The sequence below is a fragment of the Nocardia sp. NRRL WC-3656 genome (genome assembly GCF_000720265.1).
GTDB lineage: Bacteria > Actinomycetota > Actinomycetes > Mycobacteriales > Mycobacteriaceae > Nocardia > Nocardia nova.
The window spans coordinates 1-22041 of sequence record NZ_JOJF01000049.1 but is presented as its reverse complement, the minus strand read 5'-3'; the positions used below and the strand labels follow the sequence as shown (position 1 = coordinate 22041).

Annotated in this window: 20 protein-coding genes, 1 tRNA gene and 1 pseudogene; 9 read left to right on the top strand and 13 right to left on the bottom strand. The window is 68.2% G+C overall.

Going from position 1 to position 22041, the window contains the following annotated elements:
* From IG65_RS0132790 to IG65_RS0132780, 3 genes are all read left to right on the top strand, one after another.
* The coding region (locus tag IG65_RS0132790; protein WP_369801638.1) for a replication initiator at positions 1–301 on the top strand (301 nt) is incomplete at its 5' end.
* A gap of 12 nt (positions 302–313) precedes the next feature.
* The gene (locus IG65_RS37365; RefSeq protein ID WP_030518825.1) at positions 314–493 is read left to right on the top strand and encodes a helix-turn-helix domain-containing protein; all 180 of its coding nucleotides are present in this window, start codon (positions 314–316) and stop codon (positions 491–493) included.
* On the top strand, positions 493–1761 hold the full coding sequence (locus tag IG65_RS0132780; RefSeq protein WP_030518824.1) for a site-specific integrase: 1269 nt from the start codon (positions 493–495) through the stop codon (positions 1759–1761). The genes IG65_RS37365 and IG65_RS0132780 overlap by 1 nt, the downstream gene beginning before the upstream one ends.
* Before the next feature lie 48 nt (positions 1762–1809).
* On the opposite strand, the gene IG65_RS0132775 is transcribed toward IG65_RS0132780, so the two are convergent.
* The 5 genes from IG65_RS0132775 to IG65_RS0132755 all read right to left on the bottom strand — a co-directional run bounded on the left by IG65_RS0132775 (position 1810) and on the right by IG65_RS0132755 (position 7350).
* Positions 1810–1885, bottom strand: a tRNA-Thr gene (locus IG65_RS0132775).
* Between the two features lie 57 nt (positions 1886–1942).
* Positions 1943–2500 carry a YdeI family protein gene (locus IG65_RS0132770; RefSeq protein WP_030518823.1) on the bottom strand — a complete coding sequence of 186 codons (558 nt, stop codon included), beginning with the start codon at positions 2498–2500 and terminating at the stop codon, positions 1943–1945.
* A gap of 100 nt (positions 2501–2600) precedes the next feature.
* Positions 2601–3812 carry a DNA polymerase III subunit delta' gene (locus IG65_RS0132765; RefSeq protein ID WP_030518822.1) on the bottom strand — a complete coding sequence of 404 codons (1212 nt, stop codon included), beginning with the start codon at positions 3810–3812 and terminating at the stop codon, positions 2601–2603.
* A 56-nt stretch (positions 3813–3868) separates the two neighbouring features.
* A complete protein-coding gene (topA, locus tag IG65_RS0132760; protein WP_030518821.1) occupies positions 3869–6703 on the bottom strand; it encodes a type I DNA topoisomerase in 2835 nt (944 codons plus the stop codon).
* Between the two features lie 440 nt (positions 6704–7143).
* Positions 7144–7350, bottom strand: coding sequence for a cold-shock protein (locus IG65_RS0132755; protein WP_011206895.1), 207 nt, complete (start codon positions 7348–7350; stop codon positions 7144–7146).
* Positions 7351–7785: 435 nt separating this feature from the next.
* On the opposite strand from IG65_RS0132755, the gene IG65_RS0132750 reads away from it, so the two are divergent.
* On the top strand, positions 7786–10161 hold the full coding sequence (locus IG65_RS0132750) for a DEAD/DEAH box helicase (protein WP_081879921.1): 2376 nt from the start codon (positions 7786–7788) through the stop codon (positions 10159–10161).
* A 352-nt stretch (positions 10162–10513) separates the two neighbouring features.
* Here IG65_RS0132750 and IG65_RS0132745 read toward each other — a convergent pair whose 3' ends face one another.
* From IG65_RS0132745 to ssd, 7 genes are read right to left on the bottom strand one after another with little or no spacing between them, the layout of a single operon-like run.
* Complete coding sequence (locus IG65_RS0132745) at positions 10514–10906, bottom strand: Rv3654c family TadE-like protein (RefSeq protein WP_036526420.1); 393 nt, start codon at positions 10904–10906, stop codon at positions 10514–10516.
* Entirely contained in the window at positions 10903–11250 is a 348-nt protein-coding gene (locus tag IG65_RS0132740; RefSeq protein WP_030518818.1) for a TadE family type IV pilus minor pilin, read from the bottom strand. The genes IG65_RS0132745 and IG65_RS0132740 overlap by 4 nt, the downstream gene beginning before the upstream one ends.
* Complete coding sequence (locus tag IG65_RS0132735; protein WP_030518817.1) at positions 11247–11459, bottom strand: DUF4244 domain-containing protein; 213 nt, start codon at positions 11457–11459, stop codon at positions 11247–11249. Before IG65_RS0132735 ends, IG65_RS0132740 begins: the two co-directional genes overlap by 4 nt.
* Positions 11460–11516: 57 nt before the next feature.
* Positions 11517–12098, bottom strand: a complete 582-nt coding sequence (locus IG65_RS0132730) for a type II secretion system F family protein (RefSeq protein ID WP_036526422.1) — start codon at positions 12096–12098, stop codon at positions 11517–11519.
* An 11-nt stretch (positions 12099–12109) separates the two neighbouring features.
* A complete protein-coding gene (locus IG65_RS0132725; protein ID WP_030518815.1) occupies positions 12110–12901 on the bottom strand; it encodes a type II secretion system F family protein in 792 nt (263 codons plus the stop codon).
* Positions 12898–14085 (bottom strand): TadA family conjugal transfer-associated ATPase, encoded by a 1188-nt coding sequence (locus IG65_RS0132720; RefSeq protein ID WP_030518814.1) that lies wholly within the window; start codon positions 14083–14085, stop codon positions 12898–12900. Before IG65_RS0132720 ends, IG65_RS0132725 begins: the two co-directional genes overlap by 4 nt.
* Entirely contained in the window at positions 14082–15167 is a 1086-nt protein-coding gene (ssd, locus tag IG65_RS0132715) for a septum site-determining protein Ssd (protein WP_030518813.1), read from the bottom strand. The genes IG65_RS0132720 and ssd overlap by 4 nt, the downstream gene beginning before the upstream one ends.
* Positions 15168–15656: 489 nt before the next feature.
* On the opposite strand from ssd, the gene IG65_RS0132710 reads away from it, so the two are divergent.
* Positions 15657–16436: an HAD family phosphatase gene (locus tag IG65_RS0132710; protein WP_030518812.1), complete on the top strand. Its 780-nt coding sequence runs from the start codon at positions 15657–15659 to the stop codon at positions 16434–16436.
* Positions 16437–16924: 488 nt separating this feature from the next.
* Here the strand turns inward: IG65_RS0132710 and IG65_RS0132705 are convergent, their stop codons facing one another.
* Positions 16925–17668 carry a hypothetical protein gene (locus tag IG65_RS0132705; protein WP_030518811.1) on the bottom strand — a complete coding sequence of 248 codons (744 nt, stop codon included), beginning with the start codon at positions 17666–17668 and terminating at the stop codon, positions 16925–16927.
* 167 nt (positions 17669–17835) lie between these two features.
* On the opposite strand from IG65_RS0132705, the gene acs reads away from it, so the two are divergent.
* The 4 genes and pseudogenes from acs to IG65_RS38215 form a co-directional block, all read left to right on the top strand.
* Entirely contained in the window at positions 17836–19824 is a 1989-nt protein-coding gene (acs, locus tag IG65_RS0132700; RefSeq protein ID WP_030518810.1) for an acetate--CoA ligase, read from the top strand.
* Positions 19825–20033: 209 nt separating this feature from the next.
* Positions 20034–21245 (top strand): Na+/H+ antiporter NhaA, encoded by a 1212-nt coding sequence (gene nhaA, locus IG65_RS0132695; RefSeq protein WP_030518809.1) that lies wholly within the window; start codon positions 20034–20036, stop codon positions 21243–21245.
* A 39-nt stretch (positions 21246–21284) separates the two neighbouring features.
* Complete coding sequence (locus IG65_RS0132690; protein WP_030518808.1) at positions 21285–21776, top strand: phage holin family protein; 492 nt, start codon at positions 21285–21287, stop codon at positions 21774–21776.
* 21 nt (positions 21777–21797) lie between these two features.
* Positions 21798–21950, top strand: a pseudogene (locus IG65_RS38215) (alpha/beta hydrolase); the annotation flags it as partial.
* Positions 21951–22041 lie beyond the last annotated feature (91 nt).

Here is a 22041-nt window from a genome sequence, read left to right as displayed (position 1 = left end):
GCCCGGCCGCCGAGTCCTGGTGTCCCGCAGGTGGACCGGCAAGACGCTTCCGGATCACAAGGCCGATCGCGCGGAATTTGTTCGGCAAATGCTCGCCGAGGTCGGTATCCAGCGCCCGGACACCTCGCACCTGCGGATCACGCCGGTAGAGCCGGGCGACAAGGAACGGCCGTTGCGTGAGCACCTGATCATGGGCGCGATCGCCAAGCGGACGAAGTGGCGGGCGGAGTACCTGAGAGCCCAGCTCGCTCTCGGATCGGATGGACCACAGAAAACTTCGGCAACTCAGGAAGCAGCGTAGGAGGGGTTCGAGATGGCGAACATGTTCATGAAGGTGCAGGAGGCGGCCGACGAGTTGCAGGTCAGCCGCTACAGCATCTATCAGCTGATGTGGGCTGGTGAGGTGCAGTCGGTGAAGGTTGGGCGGTCGCGGCGGATCGTTCGGCAATCTTTCGAGGACTACGTGGGCGGCTTGATCGAGTTGGCGGCGTGATGGCTGAGAAGAAGCCGCGGCGGCGGAATCCGAACGGCTCCGGCACGATCAGTCAGCGCAAAGACGGTCGTGTGGAGTTGAAACTGTTCGTAGATACACCGGAGGGCCATCGGAAGCGGGTCAGCGTCTATGGCCGCACCTGGGATGAAGCGGATGCGGAACGGACCCGGTTGAAGGAGTTGCAGCGCAGGGGTATTCCGGTCGATGTCACGACGATGACGGTTCGGCAATATCTGGAGCACTGGCTACACGACATTGCGAAGCCCTCTGTGCGGCCGACGACGTACGCGACGTGGGAATCGCTGGTGCGGCTCTACATGGTTCCGGGACTCGGCCGGCACAAGTTGAAGGCGTTGCAGCCGCGGCACATTCGGGATTGGCTGAACAAGCTGCCTGCGCAGTGCCAGTGCTGCGCGCAGGGCAAGGACGCCAAACGCACCATCGTCCGGGGAGAACCGGACAAGACGGACCCGAGCAAGGCTCGATGCTGCGCCCGCATGCCGAAGCAGTGCTGTGAGCAGTATCCGAGTACAGGCACTCTCCGAACCGTCCTGCGGGTGCTGCGGGCGGCGCTTCAGGATGCGGTAGACGACGAAACCCTGGCGCGCAATGTCGCCAAGCAGGTGAAGATGCCGTCCGGGCGTATCCGCAAGGAGAAGGCGTGGACCGACAAAGAAGCTCGGCAATTCCTCGATGCCGCCAAAGATCACCGGTTGTACGCGCTGTGGTCGGTGGCTCTGGCGATCGGTCTTCGACGTGGTGAAGCGTTGGGGATGCGGTGGTCGGATGTGGACTTGGCGGCCGGCACGGTCGATATCGCGAAAGCGCTATATCGGGTGAACGGCACATTGTCGCTGCACGACGTGAAGACCGAGGACTCGGAGGCGACGGTGCCGCTTCCGCCGAAGCTGCTGGAGATACTTCGGCAACATCGGCGGACCCAGCTCCAGGACACCGAGGCAGCCGCGGCCAACACGCTCGGTTTGGTCTTCACGAGCACGAAGGGCACACCGCTGGAGCCGCGGAACGTCAATCGGGCATTCACGGCGCTGGTGAAGCGGGCCGGTCTGCGTCCGATCCGCTTGCATGATCTTCGTCACTCCTGCGCGACTCTGCTGTTCGCTCAGGGCGCGGACATCGCGACGGTGCAGCGGATTCTGCGTCATGCCTCGATCACGACCACCACGCGGTTCTACTTGGAGGTCATCGAGAAGGTGCAGCGGGAGGCGGTCGCCGGCATGGATGGATTGTTCGGTGGCGAAGCCTAGATTGTCGTCAACAACTGTCGTCAACGGCTCTCGGCGCGAGGAAAAAGGTGGAGCCGCCTGGGGGAATCGAACCCCCGACCTTTTCATTACGAGTGAAGCGCTCTACCGACTGAGCTAAGGCGGCGTGCCTTTCGGCGGTGCGAGTCTATCGTCTTCGGCGACCGAACACGAAAACGGCAGGTCATCGGTGCAGTGTGGCCATGATTTCGGCCAGCCTGCGAGCCTTGGCGGCTCGGGTTCGGGCCTTGAGCAGGGGAAGGACCAGCAGGTAGCGGGCGGTTCGGTCCAGGGCGGCGAAGCGGTTCGCCGCATCGGCGTCTTCGGCCAGAGTCGCAGACAGCTCGGCCGGCACGGGTGCCGAGCGCTGTGGCGCGTAGGCGGCATCCCAGCGACCGTCGGCGCGGGCGTCCTCGACCGCACGGAGGCCGGGTGGACGCATCCGGCCCGTGGCGATCAGGGCCTCGGCTCGCACGACGTTCACCTGGGACCAGGTGCTGCCGGGTCGCCGGCGCGAGTAGCGCTGGAGGAACGAGCGGTCGTCGTGCGCGCGCCGGTGACCGTCGATCCAGCCGTAACACATAGCCACCTCGGCCGCATCATCGATGGTGATCAGGGGCACGGACGATCCCTTGCGTGCGATCAGCAGCCAGGCGCCGCCGTCGGCGGCGTGGTGACCGTCCAGCCAGTCGGCCCAGGCGGCGGCATCGGGAAAGCGGTTGACAGCAGGGAGTTTTCGCATCACGGTTCGTCCTCTCGTCGAACACCATGCTGCCCGTTGAAGTGCTCACCCTTTGAGCACTTTTGTCGCTGACATCGCCGAAGGTCGGTTGCGCGGTGGTTCAGGCGGAGCGGGCCGCGATGAGCCCGGCGACCATCGCGGCGATGGCGAAGCGGGGTTTGACGTTCAGGTCGAGGGCCTCGCGGCAGGCGAGGACGGCTTCGATGGAACGTAGCAGTCCCTCGGGCCGCACCTCGTCGGCCAGATCGCGGATCTGATCGGACAGGTCCGGGTGAGTGAGAGTGATCGCCGGGGACGGATTCGCGGCGGACGTCCCGAACCGCAGGGCCAGCGCGTCGCGGTACAGGCCCGCGACGTCGATCAGCGCCCGGTCGAGGGCATCGCGGCTGGTGCGGGTGGCGCGGGATTTCTGGCGGCGCTCGAGGTCCTTCAGCACCCCGGCGGAACCGCGGGTCGCCGAGGCGGCGCCTTTCCCGGTGCCGCCGGCGCCCAACGCGGTCGCCAGCTCGTCGCGTTCGCGCTCGTCCCGTTCCGCGCTGACCTGTTTGGCCTCCTCCTCGGCGGATTTGACCAGCTCGTCACCGGCCGCATAGGCCGCGGCCGGACGCGCGACGGCCGAGACCAGCGACAATGCCCGGGTACGGCGGGCGCGGGCCTGCTCGTCGGTCGCGAGGCGGCGGGCGCGACCGACATGTCCGCCGCTCACCGAGGCCGCCCACGCCGCCTGTTCCGGGTCCAGCCCGTCACGCTCGCGCAGTACATGGGCGATGGCGTCCACCGACGGCGTCACCAGATGAACATGCCGGCACCGGGATCGCAGAGTGACCGAGATGTCCTCCGGGTCCACCGACGGCGCGCACAGCAGGAACACGGTCCGCTCGGGCGGTTCCTCGACCACCTTCAGCAGCACGTTGCCCGCGGCCTCGGTCAATCGATCGGCATCCTCGATCACCACCACCTGCCACCGCCCGGTGCTGGGACGCCGGGCCGCGACCTGCACGATCTCGCGCATTTCCTTGGTGCCGATGCTCAGGCCCTCCGGAATCACCCGCCGGACATCGCCGTGGGTGCCGGCCATGGTGGTGGTGCAGGCATGGCAGTGGCCGCAACCGGGCGTGCCCTCCGCCGTACATTGCAGCGCGGCCGCAAAGCACAGTGCCGCAACGGATCTGCCGGATCCGGGCGGCCCGGTGAACAGCCAGGAGTGCGTCATCGCCGAGGACGCGATTCCGGCGCGCGCCGCCACGGCGGCAGCGGTCAACTCGGACTCGACCGAGTCCTGGCCCACGAGCCGATCGAAGACACCTGCCACGCGCTACACCCTAATCGGCCGCACCGACAAGCCGACCGGCACCGAGACGCTGCCCGCTACGACTCGGCCGGAGACTTCGCCGCCGCTTTCTTCGCGGGCGCCTTCTTGGCCGCGGTCTTCTTGGCGGTCGCGGTGGTCTTCTTCGCCGTCGACTTCGCCGCGGTCTTCTTCGCCGGTGCCTTCTTCGCGGTCTTCTTGGCCGCCTTCTTCACCGGTCCCTTGGCGCGGCGATCGGCGAGCAGCTCGGAGGCCCGCTCGTCGGTGATCGACTCCACCTCGTCACCCTTGCGCAGGCTGGCGTTGGTTTCGCCGTCGGTGACATACGGGCCGAACCGCCCGTCCTTGATCACCATCGGCTTGCCGGTGGCGGAGTCGTTACCCAACTCCCGCAGTGGCGCCGCACTCGCCGCCTGCCGTCCGCGCCGTTTGGGTTCGGCGTAGATCTTCAACGCCTCTTCCAAGGTCACGGTGAAGATCTGGTCCTCGGTGGCGAGCGAGCGAGAGTCCGTGCCCTTCTTCAGATACGGGCCGTAGCGGCCGTTCTGCGCGGTGATCTCGTCACCGGATTCGGGATCCTTGCCGACCACCCGCGGCAGCGACAGCAGCTTCAGCGCATCCTCGAGGGTGATGGTCGACAGATCCATCGACTTGAGCAGCGAACCGGTTCGCGGTTTGGGTGCGGCGGCCTTCTTGGCGCCCTTCTTGGCGTCGAGATCGGCCTCCGGCTCGGGCAGGATCTCGGTGACATACGGCCCGAAGCGACCTTCCTTGGCCACGATCCGATGTCCGGTTTCGGGATCCACACCGAGCGAGCGTCCCTCCTGCGGGGTCGCGAACAGCTTTTCCGCGACCTCGGGCGTCAATTCGTCCGGCGGCAGATCGTCGGGCAGATTGGCGCGCTGGGAGATCGGATCGCCATCCGGATCGTCCGGGTTCTGCACCATGCGCTCCAGATACGGGCCGAAGCGCCCGACCCGGACCACGATGTCGCGGTCCTGATCGTCGGTGAACATCTTGATCGAGTTGACCTCGCGGGCATCGATATCGTCGAGCCGCTCCCCGACCATTCGCTTCAGTCCGCCGGAACGCGCCACCGAACCCTCGGCGCCGTGGTCACCACCGAAATAGAAGCTGGTCAGCCAATTTCCGCGCTGCTCGCGACCGCCGGCGATGGCGTCGAGATCGTCTTCCATGGCCGCGGTGAAATCGAAATCGACCAGGCGGCCGAAATACTCCTCCAGCAGGCCCACCACCGCGAACGCCACCCAGGACGGCACCAGCGCACTACCGCGTTTGTAGACGTAGCCGCGGTCCAGAATGGTCTTGATGATCGAGGCGTAGGTCGACGGGCGTCCGATGCCCAGTTCCTCGAGCGCCTTGATCAGCGAGGCCTCGTTGTAGCGCGGGGGCGGATTGGTGGTGTGCCCATCGGGCGTCAGCTCGGTGGCGTTGACGCCCTGGCCCTCGGTCAGCGCGGGCAGCCGCGATTCCGCGTCGTCGGACTGACCGCCCGCATCCTCGTCGACACTTTCCACATAGGCCTTGAGGAACCCCGCGAACGTGATGGTGCGCCCGGATGCGGAGAACACGCATTCCTCGCCCGTCCCGGCGCGGCCGGTGATCCGGACCGTCAGCGTGGTGCCGCGCGCGTCAGCCATCTGCGAGGCGACCGTGCGCTGCCAGATCAGTTCGTAGAGCCGGAATTCGTCCTGGTCCAGCCGGGCGTGCAGCTGGCCCGGCGTAGCGAAGGTGTCACCGGCGGGCCGGATCGCCTCGTGCGCCTCCTGGGCGTTCTTCACCTTGCGGGTGTACTGCCGCGGCGTCGGATGCACGAACTCGGGCCCGTACAACTGGGTCGCCTGCGCCCGCGCCGCGCTGATCGCCGACTCCGACAGCGTCGTGGAGTCGGTACGCATATAGGTGATGTAGCCGTTCTCGTACAGCCGCTGCGCCACCCGCATCGTGCGCTCGGACCCGAAGCGGAGCTTGCGGGCGGCCTCCTGCTGCAGCGTCGAGGTCATGAAGGGCGCATAGGGCCGCCGCGTGTACGGCTTGGATTCGACCGAGGTGACCTGGAAATCCGCCTTGTCCAGCGCCGCGGCCAGCCGCCGTGCCGCGGCCTCGTCGAGCACGGTGACGCCGTTGCGGGCCTTGAGCTGACCGTCGGATCCGAAATCCCGGCCGCCCGCGACGCGTGCACCGTCGACCGTGACCAGCCGCGCGCCGAAGATGCGCGGGTTGGCCTCGTCGCTCTGGCCGCCGCCGGCGTCGAATTTCGCCGCGATATCCCAGTACTCCGCGGAACGGAACGCGATGCGCTCGCGCTGCACGACGATGCGGGTCGCGACGGACTGCACGCGGCCGGCAGACAGCCGCGGCATGACCTTCTTCCACAGCACGGGGCTGACCTCGTAGCCGTAGAGGCGGTCGAGGATGCGCCTGGTTTCCTGGGCGTCGACCAGGTCGTTGTCGAGCTCGCGAGTATCGGCCGCGGCGGCGCGAATGGCCGGCTCGGTGATTTCGTGGAACACCATTCGCCGGACCGGAATCTTCGGCTTCAGCGTCTCGAGCAGGTGCCAGGCGATGGCCTCGCCCTCGCGGTCGGGGTCGGTGGCCAGATACAGTTCGTCGGCATCACGCAGCAGCGTCTTCAGTTCCGAGACCTTGGCCTTCTTGTCCGGACTGACGACATAGATCGGCTCGAAATCGTGGTCGACATCGACACCCAGCCGAGCCCAGGACTGGCCTTTGTATTTGGCCGGCACATCCGCGGCACCGCGCGGCAGATCCCGGATATGGCCGACGGATGCCTCGACCGTATAACCGCGGCCCAGATAGGGCGCGATCTTGCGTGCCTTGGTCGGCGACTCGACGATGACGAGACGACGCAGGGGACGCCCCCGGCCGGATGCGGCCGCGTCGGGCCCGGCGGAGGCCGCATCGGGAGTCGGCGATGCACCGCGGTCTCGTGTTGCCACCGGCGAACACACCTTTCCTGTCGACCCGCGCGGCGCAGGCGCGCGGCGCGCGGCTGGGGCAAGAGGGAGAGACAAATGTCTCCCGCCAGAGACGTTTATACCGTGTTTCTCTGTCGTGGAGTCCGCACTGCGGGCCCGCGACCCTGGAGTCTCGGCTGTTCTGCGCGGTACTTCCGCGTCGGTACCGTCCGAACCGAAATGGCTGCGAACTGCAGAAAAACCCCCTTGTGGGCAACTCGATCACATCGAAAAGCCCCGGTTTTCGATCGAGTCTACTTCCCCCGCATATGACTCGTCCCTCACCGCGCGCTCGCGGTGAGGGACGAGAGATCGGACCTTGTTGGGTTACTCGCTCAGCTGAGCGCGCGAACTCCGGTGGCCTGCGGGCCCTTGGTGCCCTGGCCGACCTCGAATTCGACCTTCTGGTTCTCCTCGAGGGTGCGGAAGCCCGAACCCTGAATCTCGGAGTAGTGGACGAAGACGTCAGCGGAGCCGTCCTCGGGCGCGATGAAGCCGAACCCCTTCTCCGCGTTGAACCACTTCACAGTTCCCTGTGCCATTCTGTTCCTTCTCTTTCCATACCGGAACGGCGGACAAGTTAGGTTGGTCCACCGGGTCCGTTCCGACCGCTGTACTCTGTTCCCCCTGCAGGAAGCTTCAAGCACACCGTTCGCAACATCGATCCTGCTGATGGTTTGGACCTTTGATCCGTTCCCTCGAACACAGAAGCTTGCGACCGAGAACTAGTGAACCATGTCCGCGCGCAATTCGACAGCCGAGTTACCGACAATTTGCAAAAAAGATGATCTTGCGAATGTGCAGGTGAGGGGCACAATGCCCAAATCCAAACTTGAAGTAGGTTTGCTTAGCGATAACCGAGCGAGCGTCAGGCAAACAGACTGTGACGCAGGTCGCTACTCGGTAGTGAATTGGCAGCTCGGGCGAGGGCGGCACACACGGTTCACACTTTCTTCGCGTCGGACGGTCTCGGTCCGATGAATCCGAAGGGCCCGCGATCGGACCCCGCGCCCGCAGAAGCGATCGGCTACGGGACATCGTTGCTGAATCGTGTCCTTTTCGGAGTGCCCGATGCGGAGAGTCGTATCACCCATGTGACCGAACTCCCGGCCCGGCCGGCGCGCATCACCGACTGGCCTTCCTGGGCTGCTCCGGAAGTGGTCGACGCCCTGCGGGAATCCGGTGTCGAGGCACCGTGGACGCATCAGATTCGAACCGCGGAGCTGGCCGCCTCGGGAACACACGTCGTGGTCTGCACCGGGACCGCGTCGGGCAAATCCCTGGGTTATCAACTTCCGGTATTGACCGACCTGCGGCGGGATTCGCGAGCGACCGCTCTGTATATATCGCCGACCAAAGCGCTCGGAGCCGATCAATTCCGCGCGGCCGCGCAGCTGACCCATGCCGGCGGCCTGCGCGATATCCATCCGGCCACCTACGACGGCGATACTCCGCCCGAGGTCAGGCAGTGGGTGCGTGCGAATGCGCGGTGGTTGTTCACCAATCCCGACATGCTGCACATCGGCATACTGCGAGCGCATCAGCGCTGGGCGCGGGTGCTGCGGCGGCTGCGCTACGTGGTGGTCGACGAATGCCACGCGTATCGCGGTGTATTCGGGTCCCAGGTCGCGATGGTGTTGCGCCGGTTGCGGCGGCTGGCCGCGCATTACGGCGCGAATCCGACCTTCGTCCTGTGCTCGGCCACCAGCGCCGATCCGGCCGCGGCGGCCGCACGGCTGATCGGTGCGCCGGTGACCGCGGTGACCGAGGACGGCTCCCCGCAGGGTGCGCGAACGGTCGCCCTGTGGGAGCCACCGCTGCTCGGCGACCTCAGTGGCGAAAACGGCGCCCCGGTCCGACGGGCGGCCACCACCGAGGCCGCCCGGATCATGACCGACCTGGTCGTCGAGGGTGCGCGGACATTGACCTTCGTTCGCTCCCGTCGGGCCGCCGAGGTCGTCGCCATCGACGTGCAGCGCATGCTGGCCGAGGTGGATCCCGCGCTGGCCGGGCGAGTGGCGGCCTATCGGGCCGGATATCTGGCCGAGGACCGGCGGGAACTGGAGAACGGCCTGGCGGACGGGTCGCTGCTGGGCGCGGCCACCACGACCGCACTCGAACTCGGCGTCGACATCGCCGGGCTGGACGCCGTGGTGATGGCCGGTTTCCCGGGAACCGTCGCCTCGTTCTGGCAGCAGGCGGGCCGCGCGGGACGTCGAACCCAGGGCTCGCTGGTACTGCTGGTAGCCCGCGACGATCCGCTCGACACCTACCTCGTCCACCACCCGCACGCCCTGCTGGACAAACCGGTCGAGGCGACCATCACCGATCCGCACAACCCCTACGTCGCCGGCCCGCATCTGCTGTGCGCGGCCTGCGAACACCCCTTGACCGACGCCGAGATCCACGACCTCGGCGTCCGGGACGTGGCCGCCGATCTTGCCGCGCAGGGCCTGATCAAGCGCCGGGAGAACGGCGGGGGCCCGGCTCGCTGGTATCCGACCTCGAGCGCCTACCCACACGACGACGTGGATGTGCGCGGCGGAATCGGCTCCCAGATCGCGATCGTGGACGCGACCAGCGGCCGGCTGCTGGGCAGCGCGGATTCCGGCCGGGCGCCCGCGACGCTGCACGCCGGGGCGGTCCACCTGCATCAGGGCGAGACCTACGTGGTCGACGAACTGGATCTCGAGGCCGGCGTCGCCTTCGTCCACGCCGAGCAGCCCGGATGGACCACCAGCGCCCGCATGGTCACCTCGGTGGCGATCGACGAGCGCACGCACGAGCGGGTGTACGGGCGCGTCGCCGCCGCCCTGGCCCGGGTCCGGGTGACCCGCCAGGTGGTCGGTTATCTGCGCACGCTTCCCAGCGGAGAGGTTCTCGACCTCGTCGAACTCGATATGCCGGAGCAGACACTGCCGACCCAGGCCGTGCTCTACACCGTCACACCGCGCCTGCTGGCCGCGGCGGGGATCGAGCCGCGCCGCGTACCCGGCGCCCTGCACGCCGCCGAACATGCGGCGATCGGGATGTTGCCCCTGGTCGCGAGTTGCGATCGCTGGGATGTGGGCGGCGTTTCCATCGCCGAGCACCCCGATACGGGGCTACCTACCGTCTTCGTCTACGACGGCCACCGGGGCGGGGCCGGCTTCGCCGAGCGCGGGTTCACCCGCTTGCGGACCTGGTTGGCGGCGACGCGGGCGGCCATCACCTCCTGTTCGTGCCCGCAAGGCTGCCCCTCGTGCGTCCAATCCCCCAAATGCGGCAACGGGAATTCCCCGCTGGACAAGGAGGGCGCGGCCGCCCTGCTGACGGCCGTCCTCGCCGATCTGCCCGCCGATGCGCCGAGCTGACCCGCACGTCAACATTTCGGGCCATGACCTGCCCGAATCCGTTTCGTGACGATGCGGACACCGTCGGTAGACGTCGCCGCTTCCCGGTCCCACGGACCGCCTGCCGCCATCGAGGCCTACGGCGCGACCGGGAATAAAAAGGAAGTCGATCATGTTAACCGGCACATTGCCCTAGCGAATAACGGCCATGTGGGCATTCACATGTGCGCATTTATCGGAATCCCGCAGCGTCGAATGCTTGCACAATTGCACCGCCGGAATTGAATGCCGACCGAATGGGAAATCCACCGCACTTACCGCACTGCGGTGTGGCTCCGATCACCCATTCTTTCTCACACCAACCGTCCGGTATTCATGATCGTTTTCCCGCACTCACCGGACCGGCCCGCGCGACCGCCACAACTGATCGCTTGCCCAAAAGAGCGAGCGTCACCGAACCATTGACCGTTACCGTCACATCCCAATCCCGGACCGAACACGCCCGTACCCGCATCCGCATTTGCCGCACCACCGAATCCGCTCGATCGCAGGCCGCCTCAGCACCGGAATCCAGTGCGCCCGCTGCGGCCAGAGCCGCCGAATCGGCCGCGCTCTGCGCTCGATGGCGTGCGCAGACCACCGCCGCGAACTGCACGATCACGACCGTCACCAGTAGCAGCGCGGTGAGTGCCAGACATGCCGTGACAGTGGCACCGCCGTCGCATCCGCGGCTGCGGCACGCGGCGGGCACTGTGGCCGGTGTCATTGCGGCTCGCCCGGTTCGCGTACCGCTACCGCTTCGGCCCGTAACCGCAGCATCGGCAGCAGCGGCGCCCGCGCCCGAACCGTGGCCACGATCCGGTCGCCCTCCGCGCGCAACTCGATATCGGCGCCGGGCGGCGCCACCCGCTGCGCTGCCGGCAGAGCTTCCGCCTCCGCACCTCGGGCGGCGAGACGTGCCGCTTCGCGAGCGGCGTCGATACAGCGGATCTGCATCGACGCCGCCAGCAACGCCCCCAGACAGAGCACGACGACCACTATCACTGCCGCCAGCGCAATCGCCGCCTCGACCGTGACCGCACCCCGTTCGCCCGGACGAGCGGACCTCACACGGTGGTGTTCAGCGCCCTGTCGATGATCTTGGTCAGCGCGTTCACGATGGAATCGCCGGTGACCACGGTGTAGAGCACAGCTCCGAACGCCGCTGCGGCGATCGTGCCGATGGCGTATTCGGCGGTACTCATCCCATCGTCGGTCACCACTACCTGGATCAGCCGCGAACGTAGTTCTCGCACAACCGATTGCGTTGCCGCCAGCATCGGTCTCCCCTTTCTCTACGGTCGGCGCGGCGGATCCGCACCGAATCTCTGGTGTGGTCACCACAACCCACCGCCCAGTACTCGACCGGCCAGTCCGGCGACCACCGGGACGATGCCGAGGCAGACGAAGGCCGGCAGGAAGCACAGCCCGAGCGGACCGCTGATGAGCACGCCCGCGCGTTCCGCCCGTGCGGCGGCCGTATCCTCGACCGCCGCGCGGCACTTGTCCGCGAGTTCGGAGACCGCGCCGGTCAGGGCCGCACCGGAGCGGGCCGAACGGCGCACCAGCCGGGCGAGCGCGTACATCTCCGCGACGGGCGCTTCCCGGGCCGCGCGCTCCCAGGCGGTGACCGGGTCCGCGCCGAGCGCCAGCAGTTCCGCCGCCCGCCGCAGCGCCGAAGCGAAGGGCTCCGGGGCGGTCGAGGAAACCGCGCGGGCCGCCGTGGCGGTCGGCAGGCCCGCCCGCAGACACGAGGCGAGCAGATCCAGGGCCGAGGCCACCGCCAAGGGGTCGCCGGTGGCCGGGCGCGGAACCTTCCGCGGCGCGGTAGCAACGCCGCGGGCCGCGCGGAGGCGGCCAACCGATGTGATTCGGCCCGGAAGGGCGAGCAGCGCGGCACCGGAACAGAGCAGTGCCATCGACAGACCGTTCATACCGATACCCGTCGCGTGATGGCATCCGCCCACAGCAATCCCACACCGATGAGCCCGGCGCCGAGCGGAAAGACGATGGTTCCGACCCCTCGGCTCATCAGGACCTGCAGGGGGTGGGCGCCCATCAGCTGTCCGAGCGCGATGCCGAGGAGCGGGAGTCCGGCCAGCACCGCGGCGCTGGCCCGCGCACCCGCCAGGGCGGCGGTCGTGCGCTCGCTGAACCGCATTCGCCCGGCGAGGTCGTCGCGGGCCGCACTCAACAGTTCGGCCAATGCCAGGCCATGCCGCTCGGCCACCTCCCACGCAGCCGCGACGCGATCCAGTTCGGTCGTGACGGCGCAGGGACGCCCGCGCAATCCGTCCGCGGCCGAACCACCGAGCCTGGCCCGCGCGGCGCTCACCGCGAAGGCCGCTCCGGCCGCTCCACCGATCTCCGCGGCCGCGACGGCTGCGGCAGCGCTGGGATGCGCACCGGTGCGCAGTTCACCGATCACCACTTCCAGCCCTTCCAACAGTTTCCGGCATTCGTCGTCGTGGCGCCGTTCCTCGCGGCGGTTCTTCGAGCGCACGGTCAGCGTGGTGACGAGCACCGCGGCCGCACCCGCGGACCCGGGACCGAAGACGACCGCCGCCCCCACCGCCGAAGCCGCCACGCCGCGAATGATCCAGCGGCTCGGATTGTTTCGCGTTTCCACCGGTCGTCCGCACAGCGCACGCAGCCGGTGCCGCCGGGGCGTGGTCGGCAGAAGCAGCAGCGCTGCGGCACCGCACAGCAAGCTCAGGGTCATTGCCGCAACCGTTCGTTCAGCAACCGCTGTAGCGCGGTATTCGCCGGTGCCGCAACCGGATCCGCAGACCAGGCCGTCTCGATGCGCACACCCGCCTCCCCTTCGCGGGTCACCAGCCCGATTTCCTGCAGGACTCGCCCACCGTCGGGGCGGCGCCGCATCGCGAGCACGACCTGGACGGCCGCGGCGAGCTGACTGTGCAGCCCCGCCCGCCCCATTCCGCCCAGTGCCGCAAGGGCTTCCAGACGAGCGGGCACCTCCCGTGGCGAGTTCGCGTGCACCGTCCCGGCGCCCCCGTCGTGTCCGGTATTCAGTGCGGTGAGCAGGTCCACGACCTCGGCCCCGCGCACCTCTCCGATGACGATCCGATCCGGCCGCATCCGCAGCGCCTGACGGACCAGGTCCCGGACCGTGATGGCACCCGCGCCCTCCACATTGGCGATACGCGCGACCAGCCGTACGACATGCGGATGCGGCGGCGACAGTTCGGCGGCATCCTCGACGCACACGATGCGTTCTGCGGGGTCGACGTGCGCCAGCAGAGCCGACAGCAACGTGGTCTTCCCAGCGCCGGTGCCGCCGACCACGAGGAAGGCGAGCCGTGCGCGAATGATCCTCTCCAGCAGCAGTTCCGACTCCGGTGTAAGCGTTCCGGAGGCGGTCAGTCCGCGCAGGCTGTGGCCGACCGGGCGCAGTACTCGCAGCGAGATACACGTTCCGCCCTGTGCGATGGGCGCGAGGACCGCGTGCAGCCGCACGCCGAAGCTCTCGCCGGGAGCCCGCTCGTATTCCGGCAGCCGCCCGTCCACCCACGGTTGCGCGTCGTCGAGCCGGCGGCCGGCGGCGAGCGCCAGACGCTGAGCCAGGCGCCGCACGGCCGCTTCGTCCGGGAAGCGGATCGAGGTGCGCTCCAGTCCGCTACCGCGATCGATCCACACCGCATCGGGCGCGGTCACCAGCACATCGGAGACCCGGGCGTCGTGCAGCAACGGTTCCAGCGCGCCCGCCCCGGTCATCTCCGTCTGCAGCAGGCGCAAAGCGCGCAGCAGGTCCGTATCGCCGAGGACTCGGCCGGCTTCGGCGCGGATGGCGGCGGCCAGGCGGGCCGGATCGTGTTCACCCGGCTGGGCGGCCAGTCGCTCCCGAACCCGGTCCAGGAGTTCGGCACTCACCACCCCGCTCATCGAGCCCCCTCCGGCAGTGCGGACAGCACCGACTCCGCTCCCGCCGCGAGCGGCCCGCGGCCGAGCGTCAGCCCACCGCGTTCCAGCTCGGCCGCGAGTCCGGGTTGGGCACGCATGGCGGCCAGCAGGGGCAGCCCCAATGCCTCCGCGATATCGCGACCGCGCAGCCCGCCCGGTGCGGGGCCTCGAACGACCAAGGCCTGGTTCGGGTTTCGACGACGGATATCCGCCACGACCGCCCCCGCGGCGGCCACCGCACGCAACCGGGCCGGCACCACGAAGACGACGAGATCGGCGGCATCGAGGAGATGATCGGTATGCGGGCCCCGACTGCCGGAGATATCGCACACCACCAGATCGCCTGCGCCGCGGCCGGCCTCGACGACGGCGCGGGCCGCGCCGATGCCGATATCGTCCGGTCCGGAGCCGGCCGGTCTGCTGCAGGCCAGTACGCCGAGTCCCGGTGCGGCGGCGGGTAATGCGTCGTGCAGGGCTTGCGCGGCCACTCGGCCGTCCTCGACGGAGAGTTCGGGCCAGCGCAGACCGGGCACCGACTCGATACCCAGCAGCAGATCGATGCCACCGCCGAGCGGGTCGCCGTCGATGAGCAGAATGTGCGGCCGGAACCGCCGGGCCGCGGCGGCCAGGGCCAGCGTCGCGGCGAAGACCGAGGCCCCGGCGCCGCCCCCCGCGCCGACGACGGCCAGGACGAGTCCGTCCCCGGGGTCGCGCCAGGCGTAGGCGGCGAAGGCCTCGATCAGTGTTTCGGTAGCGCTCGGCAACGCGATGACCTGCTCGGCTCCGACCGCCGCGGCGGCCTGCCAATGGTCGAGATCCGGTTCGCCGCTGCCGACCAGCACGACGCCCGAGCGCCGCGGATATCCGGCGGCCGCACAGGTACGCGCCGCCGCGAGATCGATGATCACCAACGCGGCCGCGGCCCAGGCATGCCTGCCGACGGGCATGGACCGTTCGTCCAGGCCACGGTCGGCGGCGGCCGCTATGCGACGCACCTCGTCGCGTAACCGGTGGTCACCGACCAGCACCAGTGCCGGAGGAGGAACTGCTGCAACGGAATTCATGTCAGCCAGCCTCACCCGGATCGGCAGGGCGAACCAGGGCCCCAACGCCGAATGTGGACAACTCGCGGGCTGTGGACAAACACTGCACGCCGAGTAACAGCTGAACGGTCCGGAAATAGAGGACGGCCCCAGCCGGGGGGGGAGGAGGCTGGGGCCGTCGGGGTTCAGCCCCGGGGGGTCGGGCTGAACGCGCCTGGACCATGTCCAGGTGCCAGCAATACTACACCCAGAAACCGGCGGCAATGCAAGTCCATCGCGCGACGAAGTTTCGGCCCGGAGCGGGCGGCTCCCGGGGCATCGGACGGGGCGTGCGGCCGGGCTGAACGCCGCATCACCGGGGAAGCTCCCTATTCTGGAGCCGTGACGGCCGAGGGCGACCAAACAGCTACGAACGATCGGGCCGCCGGGGATACCGGGCACCCGCGACACCGCAACGATGCAGCAGCGAATCGCGCGCACCGGACGACGGACGCTTCGTCCGCACCCCGGATCGCCGCGTTCTTCGATCTGGACAAGACGGTCATCGCCAAGTCGAGCGCGTTCGTCTTCAGCCGGCCGTTCTTCGCGCAGGGCCTGATCGATCGGCGCACCGTACTGGAATCCAGTTACGCGCACTTCTTGTTCCTGCTCTCCGGCGCCGACCACGACCAGATGGAGCGGATGCGCGAACATCTGACGAAGATGACCGCCGGCTGGGACGTGTCGCAGGTGCGCTCGATCGTCGCGGAAACACTGCACGAACTGGTCGATCCGCTGATCTACGCGGAGGCCTCGGATCTGATCGCCGACCACAAGATCCGCGGCCACGACGTCGTGATCGTCTCGGCGTCGGGTGAGGAGATCGTCGCCCCGATCGCCGCCGCGCTGGGTGCGACGCATACTGCCGCCACTCGGATGGTGGTCGAAAACGGTAAGTACACAGGCGAAGTCGAGTTCTACTGCTACGGCGAGGGCAAGGTCGAGGCGATCGAGAAGCTGGCCGCGTCCGAGCACTACGACCTCTCGCGCTGCTACGCCTATTCCGATTCGATCACCGATCTGCCGATGCTGTCGGCGGTCGGATATCCCACCGCGGTCAACCCCGACCGGAACCTGCGACGCGAGGCGGTTGCCCGGGACTGGCCGATCCTGACCTTCTCCAATCCGGTGTCACTGTGGTCGCGGATTCCCGCGCCGTCGACCACGACGGTGGCCGCCACGGCGGTGGTCGGAGTGAGCGCGGTACTGGCCGGCGCCCTCAGTTACCGGCTGCTGCGCCGGCGCCGCTGAGGGTGGCGCTCCGAGCGCATCGCGGCTGGTCAACGACGCGCAACCCATCGATGTAACCACGATTCGAGGGGCCACACGCCGATTATGAGTAATGTCCTTTCGACCCTTGATGTGAGGGGTCTCACAGAGTAACAATGGACGCACGGAGGGGCGGAAGGCCAAGATCGAAACGGAAGAGAAGGTTCGATCTCCCATCCGCACTTCCCAGCACGGACGCCAGGCACCCACGCGGAGCGCGCCGCGACAAGGGCAGAAGCGTTGTGGGCCTGCGAAATTCGAATTCACGTCGGCAATGGCCTCGCACAGGTTGCGGGGATGAACCGGCGGGGTTCGGATGATCGCCGAGGCCGCAGAACACAACCCGACAAGCACGCTTGGTAACCGGGTAGTCCGTGCTAGCGGGCGGTGAGGCCGACGACGGCTACGCCGCCCGCTTCGATGTGCGGACCCGTTTCGCACTCGCTGCGATCAGCGCTCACGCGCCGCGTTCATGCCGCCGCATCGGCGATCGATCGAGCCTCGCGGGCACCGTCTTCCAGCGCGCCGCAGCAGAACACCACCCAACCGCCCACACCCTCGGCGGTCCCCTCGGCGAAGCCCGCCGCGGCGTCGAGGTAGGCCTGGCGGCGTCGCAACCAGAAAACCTCCGGTACGCCCAGACTGTGCGGATCCAGGCCGCTCGCGACCGCCACCAGCCGGGACGCCGCCCGCGCCACCACGCCGTCGGCCGAACCGAAGGGACGCAACGACATCAGCTCACCGTGCACCACCGCGGCCAGCACGGGGGCCGGCGCGTTCGAGGTCAGTACGGTCTGAGCCAGTAGATCGAGTCGTTCGGCGATGCCCGGCTCCGGGCGCGGCCGGCCGAGTTCGATTTCGTCGTCGACCAGATCGGCCGCGGCGAGCAGATGCAGACGAGCCAGCGCCTGCAGCGGCGCCCGCTGCCACACGCCGACCAGATTCCGCAGTGCGTCACCGTCGAGGGCCTGCCCGACCCGCAACGCTCCCGCCAGAATCGGATCGGCGACCCGGCCGTCGGCGGGCAGTTCGGTGGCCCCGCCGTCGATCGCCGCCGAGGAGCGCGCCGCGCGGACCGCCGCCTCGGCCGCCGTGGTCGGCCAGCCCCGCCGGTTCGCCTTGTGCCGGTGGACTTCGGCGAGCGCATCGCGGGCGCGGTCGGCCGCCTCGCGGACACCGGGCAGGTCGACCAGGGGTTGCAGCACGTCGCTCACGACCCACACGCTAGCCGAGCGCACCCTGCGGCCGACCGGGGTCCGATTCCCGAGCCCGCCGTTCGGGACCGGTACGCGGCGCAGGTCACAGTCCGTTAGGGTCACATCGTGGCCGCGGTCACGCTGCGGCCGACGCGTATCCGATGGACAGGCCCGATGGAGGCGAGATGACCGACACCACCGCTGAGCACCGAGACGTGTACCCGCCTACCGCCGAATTCGCCGCGGCAGCCAATGCCGATGCGTCCATCTACGAGCGGGCAACGGCGGATCGCGACGGGTTCTGGGCCGAACAAGCGCAGCGACTGCACTGGCATCAGCCGTGGGATCGGGTGCTGGACTGGGACGATGCCCCGTTCGCGCGCTGGTTCACCGGTGGCAAGCTCAACATCGCCTACAACTGCGTGGACCGCCACGTCGACGACGGCTACGGCGACCAGGTCGCCATCCACTGGGAGGGTGAGCCCGGCGATTCCCGCTCGATCACCTACGCCCAGCTGCAGGCCGAGGTGTGCCAGGCCGCCAACTACTTCACCGAGCTCGGCCTCACCGCCGGCGACCGGGTCGCGATCTACATGCCGATGGTCCCCGAGGCCATCGTGTCGATGCTGGCCTGCGCCCGGCTGGGCCTGACCCACTCGGTGGTCTTCGCCGGCTTCTCCCCCAGCGCCCTGCGCCAGCGCGTCGACGACGCCGAGGCCCGCCTGGTGATCACCACCGACGGCCAGTGGCGCCGCGGTAAGGCCGCACCGCTGAAGGAAGCCGTCGACGAGGCGCTCTACGCCCACGGCGACGTCCCGCACAGCGTCGAACACGTGCTGGTGGTGCGGCGCACGAATCTCGAGATCGCATGGACCGAGGGCCGCGACCGGTGGTGGCACGAAACCGTCGCCCAGGCATCAACGGACCATGCCTGCAGCGCCTTCGATGCCGAGCACCCGCTCTACATCCTCTACACCTCCGGCACCACCGGAAAGCCCAAGGGCATCCTCCACACCTCGGGCGGCTACCTGACCCAGGTCGCCTACACCCACCACTACGTCTTCGACCACAAACCAGGGCAGGACGTGTACTGGTGCACCGCCGACATCGGCTGGGTCACCGGACACTCCTACATCGTCTACGGCCCGCTGGCCAACCGCGCCACCCAGGTCGTCTACGAGGGCACCCCCAACTTCCCCGACGAGCACCGGCACTGGCAGATCATCGAAAAGTACGGCGTCACAATCTATTACACCGCGCCCACACTGATCCGCACCTTCATGAAGTGGGGCCGCGACATCCCCGATGCCCACGACCTGTCCTCGATCCGCGTGCTCGGCTCGGTCGGTGAACCGATCAACCCCGAGGCCTGGCGCTGGTACCGCGAAGTCATCGGCGCCGGCACCGCACCCATCGTCGATACCTGGTGGCAGACCGAAACCGGCGCCATCATGATCTCGCCGCTGCCGGGGGTCACCGCCGCCAAACCCGGCGCCGCCATGGCACCACTGCCCGGCATCTCCGCGAAAGTCGTGGACGAAGAAGGCAATTCGGTCGAAATCAATCGAACCGAAGCCGAATCTTCGGACCGCTCCGCAAGCTCCGCGGTCGTCGGATACCTCGTCCTCGACCAGCCGTGGCCGTCGATGCTGCGCGGCATCTGGGGCGACGACGAACGCTACAAGGCCACCTACTGGGAACGCTTCGCCGCCCAGGGCTGGTACTTCGCCGGCGACGGCGCCAAGATCGACGCCGACGGCGCGCTGTGGGTCCTCGGCCGCGTCGACGACGTCATGAACGTCTCCGGCCACCGCATCTCCACCGCCGAAGTCGAATCCGCCCTCGTCGGACACCACAGCGTCGCCGAGGCCGCGGTCGTCGGCGCCAGCGACGCCACCACCGGACAGGGCATCGTCGCCTTCGTCATCCTCACCGGCGGCTCGAACAACTCCGGACAGCAACTCGTCGACGAGCTCAAGGCCGAGGTCTCCCGCGAGATCAGCCCGATCGCCCGCCCCCGCGAAATCCACATCGTTCCCGAACTGCCCAAGACCCGCTCGGGCAAGATCATGCGCCGCCTGCTGCGCGATGTGGCCGAGGGCCGCGAACTCGGCGACACCTCCACCCTGGTCGACCCCAACGTGTTCGAAGCCATCCGCGCCTCCAACGCCTGATCGACCCGCTTTTCGAGCCCACGTCCGGTGCCGCACCGGGCGTGGGCTCGGCCGTTCGCCGCCGCGAAGCACGGAGGCGGCCGTAAACAGCTACGCCTGAACCGGTAAAATTTCGTCAAGGAGTGCCGGGAAGTCTGGTCGGCGTGTGGTTGGTGAGCCCGTTGCGGGAGTGCCCGCCGCAGTCGCCGTCCGCTCCCGAAAGGAACTCCGTGATCGTCGCGCTGCGCTCCGAGCTCGCTCGTTATCTCCGCACCGAAACCGTCGGCGGCGCATTGCTGCTCGCCGCGGCGGCGGTGGCGCTGCTGTGGGCCAATTCGCCCTGGCGCGACGGCTATTTCGCGATGGTGGACACCACTCTCGCGATCCCACCGCTACATCTGGACCTCACTCTGGGCGACTGGACCAAGGACGGTCTGCTCGCGGTGTTCTTCTTCGTCGCGGGGCTCGAACTCAAGCGCGAACTCGTCGTCGGTGAGCTGGCCGACCGGAAACGGGCCACGCTCCCGGTGGTGGCCGCGATGGGCGGCGTGATCACCCCGGCGGTGATCGCCTTCGTCATCGGCTGGGGTGTGCCGGGGATGGATCGCGGCTGGGCGATTCCGGTCGCGACCGATATCGCCTTCGCGCTCGCGGTGCTGGCCATGACCGGCTCACGAATTCCGGCCGGGGCGAGAGTGTTTCTGCTCAGCCTGGCCGTCGTCGACGATCTGATGGCGATCGTGATGATCGCGGTGCTGTTCACCACCACAGCGGTGCTGATCTGGCTGGTGGGCGCCGCCGCCTGCTTCGTGGGCTGGGCGCTGGCGCAGCGGCTGCGTATCCGCACCCCGCTGGTGTACGTGCCGCTGGCGCTGCTGTCGTGGTATGCCCTGCACGAGGCCGGGATTCATCCCACGCTGGCAGGGGTGATCTGCGGGCTGCTGACCCGGGTACGCCCGGATCCGGAGGAGGACGAGGCGCCGGCCGCCCGGCTCGAGCATCTGTTCCAGCCGATCTCCGCCGGCGTGTGCGTCCCGCTGTTCGCGCTGTTCGCCTCCGGAGTTCCGTTGTCCGCCAGCGTTTTCGGCGAGCTGTTCACCTCGCGGCTGTCGTTGGCGATCATCGCCGGACTGCTGGTCGGCAAGACCGTGGGCATCTTCGGCTCGAGCTGGCTGGCGATCCGGTTCGGAATCGCCGCTCGGCCCGTGGGTCTCGGCAATCGGGATATGTCGGCCCTGTCGGTACTGGGCGCGATCGGTTTCACCGTTAGCCTCTTGGTGGCAGAACTCGCGTTGCCCGACCGGGCCGCGACCGAACTGGCGAAAGCCGCCGTGTTGATGACGTCCTTGACGGCCTCTCTGCTCGGTTCGGCGCTACTGTTGCGGCGTGGGCGGGCGCATCAGGCGCGGCGAGACGCGAGTGCGGCCACCGAATACGAGTGAAGGCCGGACAGCACCGGGACATGGAGAAGGGTCGAGCAATTGAGCTTCACAAACGGCGGTAACGACGCGGGCCGAAACCGGACCATCACCTCGATTCCGCTGTCCGAGGTCGATACCACCGCGAATGCCAGCGTCGGGGATCTGGTGCGCGACGCCGCCGAGCAGATGTCGACCCTGGTCCGCGCCGAGGTGGAGCTGGCCAAGGCCGAGGTGACCGGCGAGATCAAGAAGGGCCTGCAGGGCAGCGTCTTCTTCATCGGCGCCCTGACGGTGCTGCTGTTCTCGTCGTTCTTCTTTTTCTTCTTCCTCGCCGAACTGCTGGATGTGTGGCTGTACCGGTGGGCGGCGTTCCTGATCGTCTTCGCGCTGATGATCGTGGTGGTGGCGGTGCTGGCGCTGCTCGGCTACCGGAAGGTCCGCAAACTGCGGGCGCCGGAGAAGACGATCGAATCGCTCAAGGAAACCCGGACGGTGCTGCCGCACGGCTTTGGATCGCACGCCGACGGCCCAGCCGCCAAGCCGACGGCATAGTCCGGCTATTACGCTTTCGGCGTGTCGTCGAATCCGCTTCCCGATCCGTCCAGCGTCCGCTTCGACGGCCCGTGGACGCATCGCGATGTGCACGCCAACGGCATCCGATTCCACATCGCCGAGGGCGGCCCCGACGATGCGGTGGGCGATCCCGCGCGGCCGCTGGTCGTCCTTACCTTTCTTTCGTGGTGATAGAGCCCGCAGCCATCGGGTTCCGAATCACCTGGGAGCGGTGGGTTTGGCTTCATGGTCGTTGCCGAGGTTC